Origin of the sequence: Rhabdothermincola sp., from assembly GCF_036846205.1 — a bacterium.
GTDB lineage: Bacteria > Actinomycetota > Acidimicrobiia > Acidimicrobiales > Acidimicrobilacustridaceae > Rhabdothermincola.
Genome location: NZ_DAIUCK010000003.1, coordinates 30,471 through 45,342 on the forward strand (window position 1 = coordinate 30,471; position 14,872 = coordinate 45,342).

At 70.9% G+C, this 14,872-nt stretch carries 12 protein-coding genes; 9 read left to right on the forward strand and 3 right to left on the reverse strand.

Annotated elements, in window-relative coordinates; translation table 11 throughout:
• The first annotated feature begins 42 nt into the window (after positions 1-42).
• The 5 genes from xseA (at position 43) to V7004_RS00895 (ending at position 6,968) form a co-directional block, all read left to right on the forward strand.
• The gene (gene xseA, locus V7004_RS00875) at positions 43-1,314 is read left to right on the forward strand and encodes an exodeoxyribonuclease VII large subunit (protein ID WP_334141196.1); all 1,272 of its coding nucleotides are present in this window, start codon (positions 43-45) and stop codon (positions 1,312-1,314) included.
• Between the two features lie 2 nt (positions 1,315-1,316).
• Positions 1,317-1,520, forward strand: coding sequence for an exodeoxyribonuclease VII small subunit (xseB, locus tag V7004_RS00880; protein ID WP_334141197.1), 204 nt, complete (start codon positions 1,317-1,319; stop codon positions 1,518-1,520).
• Positions 1,517-2,632 carry a polyprenyl synthetase family protein gene (locus tag V7004_RS00885; protein ID WP_334141199.1) on the forward strand — a complete coding sequence of 372 codons (1,116 nt, stop codon included), beginning with the start codon at positions 1,517-1,519 and terminating at the stop codon, positions 2,630-2,632. The genes xseB and V7004_RS00885 overlap by 4 nt, the downstream gene beginning before the upstream one ends.
• Positions 2,633-2,755: 123 nt before the next feature.
• Positions 2,756-6,319: a PAS domain S-box protein gene (locus V7004_RS00890; RefSeq protein ID WP_334141201.1), complete on the forward strand. Its 3,564-nt coding sequence runs from the start codon at positions 2,756-2,758 to the stop codon at positions 6,317-6,319.
• 70 nt (positions 6,320-6,389) lie between these two features.
• Positions 6,390-6,968, forward strand: coding sequence for a TetR/AcrR family transcriptional regulator (locus V7004_RS00895; protein ID WP_334141203.1), 579 nt, complete (start codon positions 6,390-6,392; stop codon positions 6,966-6,968).
• A gap of 13 nt (positions 6,969-6,981) precedes the next feature.
• Here the strand turns inward: V7004_RS00895 and V7004_RS00900 are convergent, their stop codons facing one another.
• Positions 6,982-7,695 (reverse strand): alpha/beta fold hydrolase, encoded by a 714-nt coding sequence (locus V7004_RS00900; protein WP_442967987.1) that lies wholly within the window; start codon positions 7,693-7,695, stop codon positions 6,982-6,984.
• The gene (locus tag V7004_RS00905) at positions 7,692-8,645 is read right to left on the reverse strand and encodes an alpha/beta fold hydrolase (protein WP_334141208.1); all 954 of its coding nucleotides are present in this window, start codon (positions 8,643-8,645) and stop codon (positions 7,692-7,694) included. The genes V7004_RS00900 and V7004_RS00905 overlap by 4 nt, the downstream gene beginning before the upstream one ends.
• A 101-nt stretch (positions 8,646-8,746) precedes the next feature.
• Between V7004_RS00905 and V7004_RS00910 the strand changes: the two genes are divergently transcribed.
• The 4 genes from V7004_RS00910 (at position 8,747) to V7004_RS00925 (ending at position 13,824) form a co-directional block, all read left to right on the forward strand.
• The gene (locus V7004_RS00910; RefSeq protein ID WP_334141212.1) at positions 8,747-9,223 is read left to right on the forward strand and encodes a Fur family transcriptional regulator; all 477 of its coding nucleotides are present in this window, start codon (positions 8,747-8,749) and stop codon (positions 9,221-9,223) included.
• Between the two features lie 83 nt (positions 9,224-9,306).
• The gene (locus V7004_RS00915) at positions 9,307-10,494 is read left to right on the forward strand and encodes a serine hydrolase domain-containing protein (RefSeq protein WP_334141215.1); all 1,188 of its coding nucleotides are present in this window, start codon (positions 9,307-9,309) and stop codon (positions 10,492-10,494) included.
• 59 nt (positions 10,495-10,553) lie between these two features.
• Positions 10,554-12,143, forward strand: a complete 1,590-nt coding sequence (locus tag V7004_RS00920; RefSeq protein WP_334141216.1) for a peptide chain release factor 3 — start codon at positions 10,554-10,556, stop codon at positions 12,141-12,143.
• Between the two features lie 4 nt (positions 12,144-12,147).
• Complete coding sequence (locus V7004_RS00925; RefSeq protein WP_334141217.1) at positions 12,148-13,824, forward strand: outer membrane protein assembly factor BamB family protein; 1,677 nt, start codon at positions 12,148-12,150, stop codon at positions 13,822-13,824.
• 10 nt (positions 13,825-13,834) lie between these two features.
• Here V7004_RS00925 and V7004_RS00930 read toward each other — a convergent pair whose 3' ends face one another.
• Positions 13,835-14,803, reverse strand: coding sequence for a cation diffusion facilitator family transporter (locus tag V7004_RS00930; protein WP_334141219.1), 969 nt, complete (start codon positions 14,801-14,803; stop codon positions 13,835-13,837).
• Positions 14,804-14,872 lie beyond the last annotated feature (69 nt).

Genomic DNA, 14,872 nt, shown 5'->3' on the forward strand with positions numbered 1-14,872 from the left:
CACGTGACGGGGAGGAGAGCCAGCCCGGGGTAGGTTCGGGCGATGGAGTCCGGCACCTTCACGGTCCGCGAGCTCGCCTCCGGTATCCACACCGCGCTGAACGCCTGGTTCCCACGAGAGGTGTGGGTGCAGGGCCAGATCGCCAACCTGTCGCGCTCGCATGCCGGTCACGTCTACTTCCACCTCGTCGAGCCCGGCCCGCCGGGCGAGCCACCCGACGCCTCGATCGGGGTGGTGTTGTTCGCCGCGGCCCGCCAGTACGTCAACACGGTGCTCCGGCAGGCGGGGGGCGTGCGTATGGCCGACGGCATGCGCATCCGCATCCGGGGGCGGATCGAGCTGTTCGCCCAGCAGGGCCGGCTCCAGCTCCGCATGTCGGGTATCGACCCGGACTACACACTGGGACTGATCGCCACCGACCGCCAGAGGGTGCTCGAGATCCTCACCCGAGAAGGGCTGGTGGAGCGCAACCGGAGGCTGACCCTGCCTCCTGGACCGCTACGGGTCGGGCTGGTCACCAGCCCGGGTAGTGCCGCGATGGCCGACTTCGTGCACGAGCTGGAAGCGAGCGGGCTGGGGTGGCGGGTGCTGCTGGCACCGGCGCGGATGCAAGGCCAGGGGGCGGAGCACACGCTGGTGGCGGCACTCGAACACCTCCGTGACGCACCGGTCGACGTGGTGGCCATCATCCGGGGCGGCGGCGCCAAGACCGACCTGGCGCTGTTCGACCACGAGGTGGTGGCCCGTGCGGTGGCGATGATGCCGGTGCCGGTGACGACCGGCATCGGGCACGAGACCGACAGCTCGGTCACCGATGCCGTGGCGCACTCCTCCTGCAAGACGCCCACCGCCTGCGCGGCGCGGCTGGTGGCGCACGTCCGGAGCTCGATCGAACGGGTGGACACGCTGTGGCAGGCGATCGGCTCGCGGTCCTCCGTGCTCATCCATCGCTACGAACGGCGCCTCGACGCGTCCCTCGCCTCGCTCGTCCGGTTGTCGAGCGCAACCCTCGAGCGCCAGCACCAACGCACGATCGACGCCGAGCGGCGGGCCGCTCGGGCTGCCCTCGGCGCGCTGGCGAGGGCCGAGCTGCGGCTCGACCGGGACACGGCCCGGGTGGCTGCGGTCGACCCCGAACGGGCGATGGCCCGGGGCTGGTCGATCACCACGGACCCGTCCGGTCGGGTGGTTCGCACAGCGCGGGACCTCGCCGAGGGCCAGCAGCTCGTGACCGTGCTCGTCGACGGGACGGTGGTGAGCCGGGTGGAGCGGGTCGAGCTCGACCGACGCCGGGGCAGTGGGAACGATGGCTAGCGATGGCTGAGGACGAGGAGCTCACCTACGCGGCAGCCGTCGCCGAGCTGGAGGCGATCCTCGCCGAGCTCGAAGGCGACGACGTGGACGTGGACCGGCTCGCGGCCCAGGTCCGCCGAGCGGCGGCCCTCGTCCGCTTCTGCCGGAGCCGGATCCTCGATGCCCGGGTGGAGATCGAGCAGATCCTTGAGGAACCTGCCGAATGACCGCACGGTCCGGACCGATGGCGGGCGAAGCGAACGCGGTGCGGGCTGATCGAGCTGACCCGCCCGACCTGCCCCCTGAGGTGCAGGTCATCGGCGCACCGGTACGGGCGCGTCTCACCGCCGTGCTCGATCAGGCGATCGCCGAATGGGTGCCGATCGATCCGGAGCTGGAGCGGCCACTGGCGTCGATCCGGCGACTGGTGCTGGCCGGCGGCAAGCGGCTCCGGCCAGCGTTCTGCTACTGGGCGTTCGTCGGCGCGGGCGGGAGGCCTGACGACCCCGTCATCGTCGACGCTGGCGCCGCGCTCGAGCTGCTGCACGCCTTCGCGCTGGTCCACGACGACGTGATGGACGAGTCCGTCCGGCGGCGGGGCGCGCCGACGGTCCACGTCGAGTACGCGGCGATCCACCGGGCGGAAGGCTGGGTCGGCGACCCGGAGCGGTTCGGGGAGGGGGCGGCGATCCTGGTGGGCGACCTGGCCCACGTCCTGGCGAACGAGCTGATCGTGGGGTTGGGCGAGCGAGCAGCCCGGGTGTGGAACCAGCTCGCGATCGAGGTCAACGTCGGCCAGTACCTCGATGTGGTCGGCACCGCCCGGGGGTCGGTCGACCTGCCCACCGCGCGGCGGATCTCGCGCTACAAGTCAGGGAAGTACACGATCGAGCGGCCCCTGCACCTGGGCGCGGCACTGGCCGGCCGCCTCGACGAGCTGGCCGGCCCGCTCTCCGCCTATGGCGAGCCATTGGGTGAAGCCTTCCAGCTCCGCGACGATCTGCTCGGCGTGTTCGGCGACCCGGCTCGGATGGGCAAGCCGGTCGGTGAGGACCTGCGCGAAGGCAAGCCCACCCCGCTGCTGGCAGTGGCCCGGCAGCGCTGCACCGGCGACGAGGCGGCGCTCCTTGAGCGGGTGGGTGACCCGACCCTCGACGAGCACGGCATCGCCACCCTCCAGGCGGTGCTCGAGTCCTGCGGAGCTCGGGACGAGATCGAGCGGTCGATCACCGCGCTCACCGACCGGGCGATCGACGCGGCACGACGAGCGCCGTTGCGAGGCGAGGCCCGGGCGGCGCTCGTCGCCCTGGCCGGCTACGTGGCTACTCGTGACCGCTGAAGGAAATCGACCCTCGGCACGGCGCCCGACCGCCCCGTAGCATGGTTTGGCCGACCCGCAGGGCGGTGATCGCAACCGGGCGTTCCGGTTGGGTGGGGAGAGCGGACAGGCTCGAGGGAACCGATGACCACCATCGAAGAGCGGCTCGCGGTGCTCTCCCGGTTGCCCGGAGACGTCGTGAGCCTGCTCGATCCCGACGGGAAGGTGCTGTACGTGTCGCCCTCCGTGGAGCGCACCCTGGGCTACACAGTCGAGCAGTACCTGGCGCTCGACCCCGCCGCCATCCTGCACCCTGACGATCGTCCGGTGTCCCGAGCCCACTGGGAGCAGGTGGTCGCCGAGCCCGGCGAGCCCTTGCGTTGGGAGCTCCGCATGCAGCACGCAGACGGCTCGTGGCGCTGGATCGAGGTCGTCGCCAGCAACCACCTGGACGACCCGTCTCTCAGTGCGATCTTCGCCAATTACCGGGACGTGACCGAGCGGCGCCAGGCCGAGGACGCGCTCAAGGCCAGCGAGGACCGGCTCCGTGCCGTGCTGCAGAACAGTCGCGACGTCACGGCCGTGATCTCCGAGCACGGGCAGATCGTCTGGGTCAGCCCGGCAGTGACCGAGATGCTCGGTTGGCCGGCCGATGACCTCACGGGCACCAACGCCTTCGATCTCGTCCACCCCGACGACCGTGCCCCCGCCTTCGAACGGCTGGCCGAAGCGGTGACCTCCGATCGACCGGCGGATCCCATCATGGTTCGCATCCTCCGCTCATCAGGGGAATGGCTCCCGACCGAGGTCGCCGGCAGCCCGTGGCGGACCGGCGACCGGTTGGAGGGTGTGGTGATCAACGTCCGGGACGTGCGCTGGCGCTTGACCGCCGAGCAGGTGCGCAAGCAGAGCGAGGAGCGCTTCGAGGCACTGGTACGCAACAGCCACGACGGCATCCTCCTCCTCGATCACCAAGCCGTGATCACCTACGCGACTCCGTCGATCGAGAGCCTCTTCGGCCGACCGCTCGAGGTCGTGCGGGCCAGCAGACGCTTCGAATGGGTGCACCCCGACGACGTGGACCGGGTGGCCACCGCACTGGCCCAAGTGATGAGCGAACCCCTGTCCAGGGCCTCCCTGCAGGTCAGGGTGCGCCACGCAGGCGGCACGTACCGGTGGGCCGAAGCGATCGCGGTCAACCTGCTCGACCACGAGGCGGTGCACGCGGTCGTGATCAACATCCGTGACGTGACCGACCAGAAGCGAGCCGAGGAAGCCCTCCGGGCGAGCGAAGAGCGGTTCCGGTCGCTGGTTCGCTTCTCCGGTTCCGTGGTGCAGGTCCTCGATGACGAGGCCCGGGTGCGTTGGTGCAGCCCGTCGGCTGCCGAGGTCATCGGCTATTCAGACCAGGAACTGCTCGGGGCCTGGGTCGGTGACTACGCCCACCCCGACGATCTCGACGCGGCGACGAATACGTTTCTCACTGCGCTCCGTGAGCCGGGGTCGACGGCGAGCATCGTGTGCCGGGTTCGGCACCGTGACGGCAGCTGGCGCTGGCTGGAGTGCACCTTCACCAACCGACGCAAGGACCGCACCATCGCCGGGATGGTGGCCAACTACCGCGACGTGACCGACCAGCGCCAGGCCGAGCAGGCGCTGCGGGAGAGCGAGCGGCTCTTCCGATCGCTGGCCCGCTCGTCGCCGACCGGGATCTTCCAGCAGAATGCGCTCGGCGAGTGCATCTACGTCAATCACCGCTGGCAGGAGATCACCGGCTTCGCGATGGAGCACGCGCTCGGCCACGGCTGGCGGCGCATCATCCATCCCGACGACCGCGCTCGCCTGGAGACCGAGCGGGAGGGCACGCCGCGACCGGTCATGGCGAAGGACGAGTTCCGGGTGGTGCGACCTGACGGTGACATCCGCTGGGTGGCAGTCCAGACCGCTCCGATGTACGACGAAGACGGCGCGTTCGTCGGCAGCGTGGGGGCGATCGAGGACATCACCGAACGGGTCGCGGCTCAGCAGGACTCCCAGCGACTCATCGACATCTTCGAAGCGACGAGCGATCTGGTGGCGATGGCCGATGCCAATGGCCGTGTGCTGTACCTCAACCGAGCGAGCAAGGAGTTCTTCGGCCTCCCCGAGAACGCAGAGCCCGAGCACTTCGACGTGTTCGAGAACCTCCCCGCTGAACTGATCGAGCGGCTGGCCCTCGAAGCCGCGCCCGCCCTCGAGATGCACGGCGTCTGGAGCGGCGAGCTGCCCCTGGTGCGTCGCGACGGCACCGAGGTGCCACACCTCGCGCAGCTACTCGTCCATCGCGACCACCGCGGCCGCGCCGAGTACTACTCGGCGGTGCTGCGGGACATCTCGGAACGCAAGGCATTCGAGCACCGGCTGACCCACCAGGCCACCCACGACCCGCTCACGGGCCTCCCCAACCGCACCCTGCTGCTCGACCGGCTGACGATGGCGCTCGCTCGCGCCCGGCGCCACCACCGCCGGCTGGTCGTGCTGTTCCTGGATCTCGATCACTTCAAGGTCGTCAACGACAGTCTCGGTCACGGGCTCGGGGACCAGTTGCTGGTGGCCATCTCCGAACGACTGCAGGCCACGGTTCGCCCCGGCGACACCATCGCCCGCTTCGGTGGCGACGAGTTCGTCGTGCTGTGCGAGGATCTCGTGGATCGCAAGGACGCGATCGCCATCGCGGAACGGCTGATCAGCGCCCTCGACGGTCCGTTCTCCACGGACGACAACGAGGTCTTCGTCGGGGTCAGTATCGGGCTCGCGTTCCCTGAGGAGCCGACTGCCGACCCCGAGACCCTCATCCGGGACGCGGATGCCGCGATGTACCAGGCCAAGCAACGCGGGCGCGGGCGGTGGGTGGTGTTCGACAGCACGATGCGGGCCCACGCCATCGACCGGCTCGACATCGAGAGCGCCCTCCGCCGGGCGCTGGAGCGACGGGAGCTGCGGGTCTTCTACCAGCCCGTCGTCTGCCTCGCGAGCGGCACCATCTCCGGCGTCGAGGCGCTGGTGCGATGGGAGCATCCCGAACGGGGGATGCTCAGCCCGGGTGAGTTCATCGGGGTGGCCGAGGAGACCGGGCTCATCGTGCCCATCGGGGCGTGGGTGCTCGAGCAGGCGTGCCGCCAGGTGCAACGTTGGCGAGCCCAGACGCCCTCCCTCGAGCGCCTGGGCGTCTCGGTGAACCTCTCCGGGCGCCAACTCGGCCATCCGGAGGTCGTGGACGAGGTGGCGACGGTGCTCACCTCGACCGGGATCGACCCGGCCCTGGTGGAGATCGAGATCACCGAGAGCGTGCTCATGGACGACGTCGAGATGTCCCACGAGACGCTGGGTCGACTGAAGCAGCTGGGCGTCAAGCTGGCAGTCGACGACTTCGGGACCGGCTACTCGTCGCTCAGCTACCTGCGCCGCTTCCCGGTCGACCTGCTGAAGGTCGACCGATCGTTCGTGCACGGCTTGGGGCGCGATCCCGGCGACTCGGCGATCGTCACCGCGATCATCACCCTCGCACACACGCTCGGCCTGCAGGCCGTGGCCGAAGGCGTCGAGACCGCCGACCAGCTCGCCGAGCTACGCCAGCTCGGCTGCGACCGGGCGCAGGGGTTCCACATCGCCCGGCCGGGACCCGAAGCGGTGATCGAGCAGCTCCTGACCGGCGGGCAACGATGGTGACGACCGGCCGGGCGGGTCGAGCCGACCCGACCACGGTGAGCCCGGCGACGGGACGTGCGAAGCTGGGGTCATGGCCGGATCCCTGAGCCGCGAGTCGATCGTGGCCATCACCCGCGAGCTGATCGAGCGGGAAGGCCTCGAGTCGGTCTCGCTGCGGCGTATCGCCGGCCTGCTCGGGGTCACCGCACCGGCGCTGTACGCCCACGTCAATGGCAAGCGGGACCTGCTCCGCGCGGTGGCGGAAGGCGAGTTCGAACGCCTGATCGAGCTCCTGGAGCGGATCGACGACCCCGACCCGCTGGCACGTATCCGGCGATTCAGCCGGGCCTACATCGAGCATGCCGTGAGCAATCCGGGGCTGTTCCGGACGATGTTCCTCTTCCCACCCAGCCTGAGCGTGGCCGATGCCACCGGCCAGGAGCTGCCGGCGGCGACCAAAGCGTTCGAGATCGCGCACCATGCGGCCGTCGAGGCCGTCGACCAGGGACTGCTTCGCTCCGATGACCCGCTCCTGGTGGCACTGACCCTCTGGACGGGCGTGCACGGCGCAGCCGAGGTGTTGCTCCTCGGCTTCGGGTTCGACCAGGACACCACCGCAGCGCTCATCGACTCGCTCATCGAGACGCTCATCGCCGGCTTGCGGCGCTGATCGCCGACTGCGGTCAGCGCGGCGGGGTCGGCAGCGATGCCGGGCGCCCCTCGCCCCCCGAACCGGCGAACCACCTGAGTGCCTCGACGATCGAGCCCTCGACCACCCCCGGCTCGGCCACCACCGCCGCCAGCCACTCGGGTCGGGTCACGGCCGCCACCACGAAGGGGCGCTCGAGACCGGACCACTGCACGGCTTGGCGGACGTACTCCGAGGCGTAGTCCGGTGGGCGCACGTCGCGCGACAGCTCGAACAGCGCCCAGGGGTCGGGAGCCGAGGGTTTCACCTCCGCGCCCGATCCCAGCCGGCTGAGCCGCGGCACGTACGCCGTGCCGGGCCGGACCCCTCCGCCCGCCAGCCCCGGGCCGTCGGCCAGGATCGCCCCCCGCACCAGCTCGGGTCGCCCACCCGCGATCAGCAGCGCCACGTAGGCACCCAGCCCCCGGCCGAGCACCGTCGACGGACCCAGCTCCGCCAGTGCAGCGTCGGCGTCGGCCATGAGCATCTCGGCCGTGTAGCCCCCTCCGGTGGGGATGGTGGAGGCGCCGTGCCCGGTGAAATCCAGCCCCCAGATCGGCCCGGGCCACGCCTCTGCCCACGGCGGCGGCGCCGACGGTGTCCGCTCGCCCAGCCCGTGGAGGAGCAGCAGCGGCCGGTCGAGCCCCGCGGTGGCGTCGCGCAGCGGATGCAGGGCGAGCTGGGCCCGGTTGTGGATCACGAACCTCATCGTGGTGGGCTCCCCAGGAACTCGAGTACCAGGTCGGCCACCAGCCGGGGCTGCTCGATGTGCACGAAGTGCCCCACGCCATCGAGAGCCTCCAGCCGGCCACCGGGGGGCAGGTAGGGCTCCACGTCGGCGGGCCGGGTCCCCCAACCCATCACCTCGACCTCGAGCCCCAGGACGCCGAGCACGGGAACGGACAGCCCCGGCATGCGCTCCATGGACCATTCCGGACGCCACGGCCCGAAACCGCCCAGGCGGAGGGTGGGGTCGATCTTCCAGCGCCACCCGTCCTCGTCGTGCCGGGCACCCACCGTGACGAGGTACCGGAGCCACTCGATCGACAACCGCGGATTCATCCGGGCCCGCCGCTCGGCCAGCTCCTCCAGCGTGCCCGCTCGCCGCACGGCGGTGGCACAACGCCGACGGTGGTCGAGCCAGCCCGACAGCTCGTCGTGAAGCATCCGGGTGCGCTCGTGATCCGAGACGTCAGGCCAGTTGTTCTTCGACGGGAGACCGTCGAGATTGACGAGGTGGGAGACCCGGTGGGGCAGCGCGTCCGCCAGCTCCAGCATGAGCCCACCGCCCTTGGAGTGACCGAGGAACACCATCGGCTCCTCGCCCACGCTGTCGAGCACGGCGAGGGCGTCTCGCAGGTCGGCACCCCAGTTGTAGAGCACCGCGTGCTCCGAGTCACCGTGACCGCGAGCATCCCAGGCCACGACCCGCCAACCGGCCTCGACCAGCATCGGGGCGAAGACGTCGAAGGTCCCGGCGAAGTCGAATCCCCCGTGGGCGGCAAGGATCGGGGGCGCGTCCTGCGGCCCCCATTCGTAGGTGGCGATGGCGACACCGCTGGTGGTGACCCAGCGGGACCGGTCGGGCCGCCGGGCCCCGGGGAACCCTGGCAGATCTGCCGGGCGGTCGATCGGGGGGGCAGCCAGGGTCGTGCTCATGGCCCGGGAGCCTACGCAGCCTCCAGCCCTGGACCGACCTGGCCCAGAGCGCCCTACGTGGCTTTTCTCACCAATTCTCATCACGTGGGTAGGCTGCGATGGTGGGATCGACGCACGAGCCCGACCGCACCAGCAACCCGGTGGACGTCCACCGCACCGCCGCCGAACGCCTCCGCCACGACGACCAGCGCTACACCGCCGGCCGCCGGGCCATCGTGGCCGCCCTGGCCGAAGCCCCCCGGCCGCTGACCATCGCCGAGCTGCTGGCGCGGGTGCCGACGCTGGCCCAGAGTTCGACCTACCGGAACCTGGCGGTCCTCGAGCAGGCCCGGATCGTGCACCGGGTCATCGGCACCGACGAGTTCACCCGGTTCGAGCTGACCGAGGAGCTCGCCGGCCACCACCATCACCTCATCTGCTCCTCCTGCGGTGACGTGGCCGACTTCACGGTCGACCCAGCCCTGGAAGTGCTGCTGGCGGAGGCCGCCCAGCAAGTGGGGGCCGACACCGGCTTTTCGACCGCGCACCACCGCCTCGACCTGGTCGGCACCTGCGCCGACTGCCGCGACGCCCGCTGAGCGCGCGAGCGAGAACGGCTACCGTCGCAGCACAGGCACCCGGCTCCCGGGCCGGTGCGGACCAGCGGATCACAGGAGGGCACATGGCCGACATCGAAGGGGAGGTGGCACCGGGCTTCGAGGCCGTGCGCGCCGCCTTCGAGCAGAACTTCGCGGAGGGCCTCGAGATCGGCGCGGCGTTCAGCGCCTACCACCGGGGCGAGAAGGTGGTCGACCTGTGGGGTGGGACAGCCGACGCAGAGACCGGCGCCCCCTGGCGCGAGGACACCATCATCCTGGTGTTCTCCACCACCAAGGGCGCCACCGCCATGTGCGCCAACAAGCTGGCCCAGGAGGGCCGGCTCGATGTCGAGGCCCCGGTGGCGACCTACTGGCCGGAGTTCGCCAAGAACGGCAAGGACGACATCACCGTCGCCCACCTGCTCTCCCACCAGGCGGGACTGGCCTGGGTCGACGGCGACATGACCGCCGAGGAAGCCCTTTCGTGGGAACCGGTGATCGAGGCCCTCGAGAACCAGCACCCGGCCTGGGTGCCCGGGTCCCAGCACGGCTACCACGCCACCACCTACGGGTGGCTGGTCGGCGAGGTGGTACGCCGGATCGCGGGCCGCAGCGTGGGCACCTACCTCCGGGAGGAGATCGCCGAGCCCCTCGGGGCGGACTTCTGGATCGGGCTGCCGGAATCCGAGGAGCACCGGGTGGCCCGGCTGCAGTCGATGATCCCCGCCAGCATCTCGGTCGACATGCTCGCCAACCCGGGGGACGACCCAGTGGCACAGATGATCGCCACGTTCCTCGGTCCCGACACCCCGCTCGGCAAGGCCCTGTTCGCCCCCGGCGGCGCGCTCACCGACCAGGACGTGTGGAACTCGCGCGCCATGCGGGCTGCGGAGGTCCCCGCGGCCAACGGGGTCACCGACGCCCGATCGGTCGCCCGCCTCTACGCGGCGTGCCTCGGTGAGGTCGACGGCGTCCGCATCCTCACCGAGGAGCAGGTGAAGCGGGCCACCGAGCAGCGCACCACCGGCCCGAACACCGTGCTCATGGACATGGACATCCAGTTCGGGCTGGGCTTCATGCTCCGGTCGAGCATGGTCGCGCTGGGCGGCCCCCGCAGCTTCGGGCACTTCGGGGCCGGTGGCTCGATGGGCTGGGCCGACCCCGACGCCGAGCTCGCCTTCGGCTACGTGATGAACCGCATGGATCTGGGCCTGGCGGGCGACCCCCGCAGCTTCCGGCTGGTCACGGCCTGCTACGACGCCATCGCCTGATCCTCGACCCGGTGGATCGCGCTCGAAGGACGGGGCGCGGCCGCCGGTAGCCTGGTCCGGTGACTCCCACACCGGCCGCGGAAGCGGCGCGCCGGCGCACGTTCGCGATCATCTCGCACCCCGACGCGGGCAAGACCACCCTCACCGAGAAGTTCCTGCTCTACGGCGGTGCGCTCACCGCCGAAGCCGGCGCGGTCAAGGCCCGGGCCGGTCGCCGAGCCGCCACCTCGGACTGGATGGAGCTCGAGCGCCAGCGGGGCATCTCCATCACCTCCACCGTCCTGCAGTTCCCCTACCGGGACCACGTGGTCAACCTGCTCGACACCCCCGGGCACCGTGACTTCTCGGAGGACACGTACCGGGTGCTCGCCGCGGCCGACGCCGCGGTGATGGTCCTCGACGCGGCCAAGGGCATCGAGCCCCAGACCCTCAAGCTGTTCGACGTGTGCCGCCAGCGCGGCCTGCCGCTGCTCACGTTCGTCAACAAGTGGGATCGACCCGGTCGTGACCCGCTGGAGCTGCTCGACGAGATCGAGCAGCAGATCGGCCTCGTGGCCACCCCGGTCACCTGGCCGGTGGGCATCGCCGGTGACTTCCGCGGGGTGATCGACCGGCGCGACGGCCGCTACACCCGCTTCACTCGGGTCAGCCGGGGCGCGACCGAAGCACCCGAAGAGCTCGTGGAGGCGGAACGGGCTGCCGGCGAGGAGGGCGAAGCCTGGGACCGGGCCCGAGAGGAACTGGAGCTGCTCGACTCCGTGGCCGCGGACCTCGACCCGAAGACCTTCCTCGCCGCGGAGTCCACCCCGACCTTCTTCGGCTCGGCGCTGACCAACTTCGGAGTGCGCAAGCTGCTCGACGCGGTGGTGGACCTGGTCCCCGCCCCAGGCCCCAGGCTCGACGCGGACGGCACGCCGCGCCCGTTGGACGCGCCGTTCTCCGGCTTCGTGTTCAAGGTGCAGGCCAACATGGACCCGTCACATCGGGACCGCATCGCGTTCGTGCGGGTCTGCTCGGGCCGCTTCGAGCGGGGGATGGTCGTCACCCACGGCCCCACCGGCAAGCCCTTCGCCACCAAGTACGCCCACCAGGTCTTCGGCCAGGAGCGCGAGACCATCGACGAGGCGTACCCGGGGGACGTGGTGGGTCTGGTGAACGCCACCGAGGTGCGGGTCGGCGACAGCCTGTTCCTCGACGAGCCGGTGACCTTCCCGGCGATCCCGAGCTTCGCCCCCGAGCACTTCTCGGTGGCCCGGGTACGCGACACCGGCCGGTTCAAGCAGTTCCGCCGCGGCATCGCGCAGCTCGACGAGGAGGGTGTGGTGCAGGTGCTGCGCGACCCCGACCTGGGCGACCAGGAACCGGTGCTCGCCGCGGTCGGCCCCATGCAGTTCGACGTGGCCCTGCACCGCCTCGAGCACGAGTTCGGCGCGCCAGCCGAGCTGAGCCCGACCAGCTTCCGGCTGGTCCGCCGCACCGACCGCTCGAGCGCGGACTCGCTGCGAGGCATGCGCGGTGTCCGGATCCTGGAGCGGGCCGACGGTACCCTTCTGGCGCTGTTCGAGAGCCAGTACTGGGTGGAGCGCCTGGAACAGGAGCATCCTGAGCTGCTGCTCGAACGTCTCGTGGCGGAGGGAAGCGTGGGGTGAACCCATGACCGATCGGGAACGGGCCCCCCGAGGCGGCCCGGTGCGCCTGGCCGATCTCGGCCTGACCCCACCGGTGCGGCGCCCACCCGAACGGGGGCGTCCCTGGCTGGTCCCGGTGATCATCCTCGCCGCCCTGCTCGCCGCCTGGGGTGTGGTGGCGGTGGTGGACTCGGGTGGCGGCGGTGACGAGGACCTCGCCGCCCGACCGTCGGGAGACGCCACCGATGCCGGGGACGATCCGTCGCCCGTGAGCACCGAATCCACACTGGCGCCGCTGCCCCCCTTCGACGGCTGGGTCAACCCCGCGTCGTCGGGTCGCCCGTGGAGCGAGACCGTGCCCGGCATCCTGACCTTCCGGGGCAACCCGACCCGCAGCTTCTACGGCGTGGGCCCCGTGCCCACCAACCCCGTCGTGCTGTGGAGCTTCCCCGCCGAGGGCGGCATGTGTGGGGCCTCCACCGACGGGAGCGGCACGCAGACCTGGTGCGGCACCGGCTGGACCGGCCAACCCTCAGTCTGGGAGCACCGGGACGGCAGGACCTGGGTGGCGTTCGGGGCGTACGACTACGCGGTCCACTGGCTCGACTACGAGTCCGGGGCCCGGCTGCTGCCCGACTTCCGCACCGGCGACATCATCAAGGGCTCGGTGACCGTCGACCCGGACGGCTACCCGCTCCTCTACACCGGCTCGCGCGACAACTACTACCGGATCATCGCCCTGGACCGCGAGCAGCCCGTCGAACTGTGGAAGATCCACGCCAAGGCGGTCAGCCCCACCCTGTGGAACGACGACTGGGACGGTTCCGGGCTCATCATCGACGACTACCTCTTCGAGGGCGGCGAGAACAGCCAGTTCCACATCGTCAAGCTGAATCGAGGCTACGGACCTGACGGCAAGGTGACCGTCGACCCGAAGCTCGTGTTCAACACCCCGGGCTGGGACTCCCAGCTGCTCAGCGATGTGGGCGACAACCAGGTGTCGATCGAGAACTCGGTGGCCATCTCCGGCAACACCGTCTACTTCGCCAACAGCGGCGGGCTGGTCCAGGGATGGGACATCTCGGGGCTGAAGAACGGCGAGCGCCCCACCCGGGTCTTCCGCTACTGGACCGGTGACGACGTCGACGCCTCGATCGTGGTCGACGCCGAGGGGTTCCTCTACGTGGGGGCGGAGTTCGAGCGGGGCAACGCTCGGGCCCGGGAGGTGGGCCAGGTCCTCAAGCTCGATCCCCGCAAGCCCGACGACCCGCTGGTGTGGTCGGTCAAGGACCAGAAGCCGGGCAAGAGCGGGGTCTGGGGGACCCCCGCGATCTGGAAGGACATGGTCTACGTGCCCACCAACGCGGGCGAGTTGCTCGGCATCGACCGCATGACCGGCGAGGTGGTGTGGCGAAAGGACCTCGGCAGCCAGACCTGGCAGTCCCCGGTGGTGGTCGACGACGTGCTCATCGAGGGGGATTGCGAGGGCAACCTCCACGCCTACGACGTGCGCGACACCCGCCGGGACCCGCCCGAGCTGTGGTCGGTGAAGCTCGACGGCTGCATCGAGTCGACCCCCGCGGTGTGGAAGGGCCGGATCTTCGTCGGAACCCGGGGCGGGAAGTTCTACGCCATCGGCGACCCGCCGGCCGACCGCCGGAGCCCGGTCACCGAGGACGCGGCGGGCCGCTCCGGCCGCTGAGCCGGTCCGCTCACCAGGTCACCTCGTCGCAGCCGGTGTGCGACTCGGGCTCGACCTGCAGGGTGGCGTGATCGATGCCGAAGCGACCTGCGAGCACCGCCCGGGCCTGGTCGAGCACCGCGTGGCTGTCGGCCCCGTCGGTGATCATCAGGTGGGCGGACGCCACCTCCATGTCGGAGGTGAGGGTCCACAGGTGCAGGTCGTGGACGTCCACCACCGTGGGCAGCGCGGCGAGCTGGGCCCGCACCTCCTCGACGTCGATGCCCGGCGGTGCGGCCTGCACCAGCACGCGGAGGGCCTGGCCGCCGAGACGGAACGTGCGGGGGAAGATGAACAGCCCGATGGCGGCGGCGATCAGCGGGTCCGCGTAGGTCCAGCCGGTCGATCCCACGATCACGGCGGCGATGATCACCCCGACGGAGCTGAGCAGGTCGGCGAGGACCTCGAGGTACGCACCCCGCACGTTGAGGCTCTCCTTCGAGCCCGGCCGCAACCAGGCCATGGCGACCACGTTGACCACCAGTCCCACCACCGCGATCACGAGCATCTCGACGCCGAGGACCTCCTCGGGATGCCGCACCCGTTGGATCGCCTCGACGAGCACGTACACCCCGACCCCGAGGAGCAGCACCGCGTTGGCCAGCGCGGCCAGGATCTCCAGCCGGTAGAGACCGAAGGTGTGCTGGGCCCGCTGGATGGGTCGGTTGGCGACGTGGATGGCGGCGAGGGCCATGCCGAGGCCCAGCAGGTCGGTGAGCATGTGGGCGGCGTCGGAGAGCAGGGCCAGGGAGTTCGTCAGCAGGCCACCGACGGCTTCGACCACGAAGAACACGGCGATCAGCGCGAACGCCATCCACAACCGCCGCAGGTGACGCGCCCCCGCCCTCACCGCGGCCCCGTGAGCGTGAGCGTGGGCGTGCGCTTGGGCGGGCGCGTGGGCGTGCCCCGAACGCTCGGCCGGGTCGCCGCCGGACTCCATGGCCGACATCGTGGCACCACCGCCGAGCGCCGGACCACGCCCGACGAGGCCCGGTACGCTCCGGCCATC

Coding starts and splice junctions, on each gene's coding strand:
- V7004_RS00895 (WP_334141203.1), top strand. CDS start 6,390: ATGGCCGGATCCCTGAGCCGCGAGTCGATCGTGGCCATCACCCGCGAG.
- V7004_RS00885 (WP_334141199.1), top strand. CDS start 1,517: ATGACCGCACGGTCCGGACCGATGGCGGGCGAAGCGAACGCGGTGCGG.
- xseA (WP_334141196.1), top strand. CDS start 43: ATGGAGTCCGGCACCTTCACGGTCCGCGAGCTCGCCTCCGGTATCCAC.
- V7004_RS00905 (WP_334141208.1), bottom strand. CDS start 8,645: ATGAGCACGACCCTGGCTGCCCCCCCGATCGACCGCCCGGCAGATCTG.
- V7004_RS00930 (WP_334141219.1), bottom strand. CDS start 14,803: ATGGAGTCCGGCGGCGACCCGGCCGAGCGTTCGGGGCACGCCCACGCG.
- V7004_RS00925 (WP_334141217.1), top strand. CDS start 12,148: ATGACCGATCGGGAACGGGCCCCCCGAGGCGGCCCGGTGCGCCTGGCC.
- xseB (WP_334141197.1), top strand. CDS start 1,317: ATGGCTGAGGACGAGGAGCTCACCTACGCGGCAGCCGTCGCCGAGCTG.
- V7004_RS00915 (WP_334141215.1), top strand. CDS start 9,307: ATGGCCGACATCGAAGGGGAGGTGGCACCGGGCTTCGAGGCCGTGCGC.
- V7004_RS00890 (WP_334141201.1), top strand. CDS start 2,756: ATGACCACCATCGAAGAGCGGCTCGCGGTGCTCTCCCGGTTGCCCGGA.
- V7004_RS00900 (WP_442967987.1), bottom strand. CDS start 7,695: ATGAGGTTCGTGATCCACAACCGGGCCCAGCTCGCCCTGCATCCGCTG.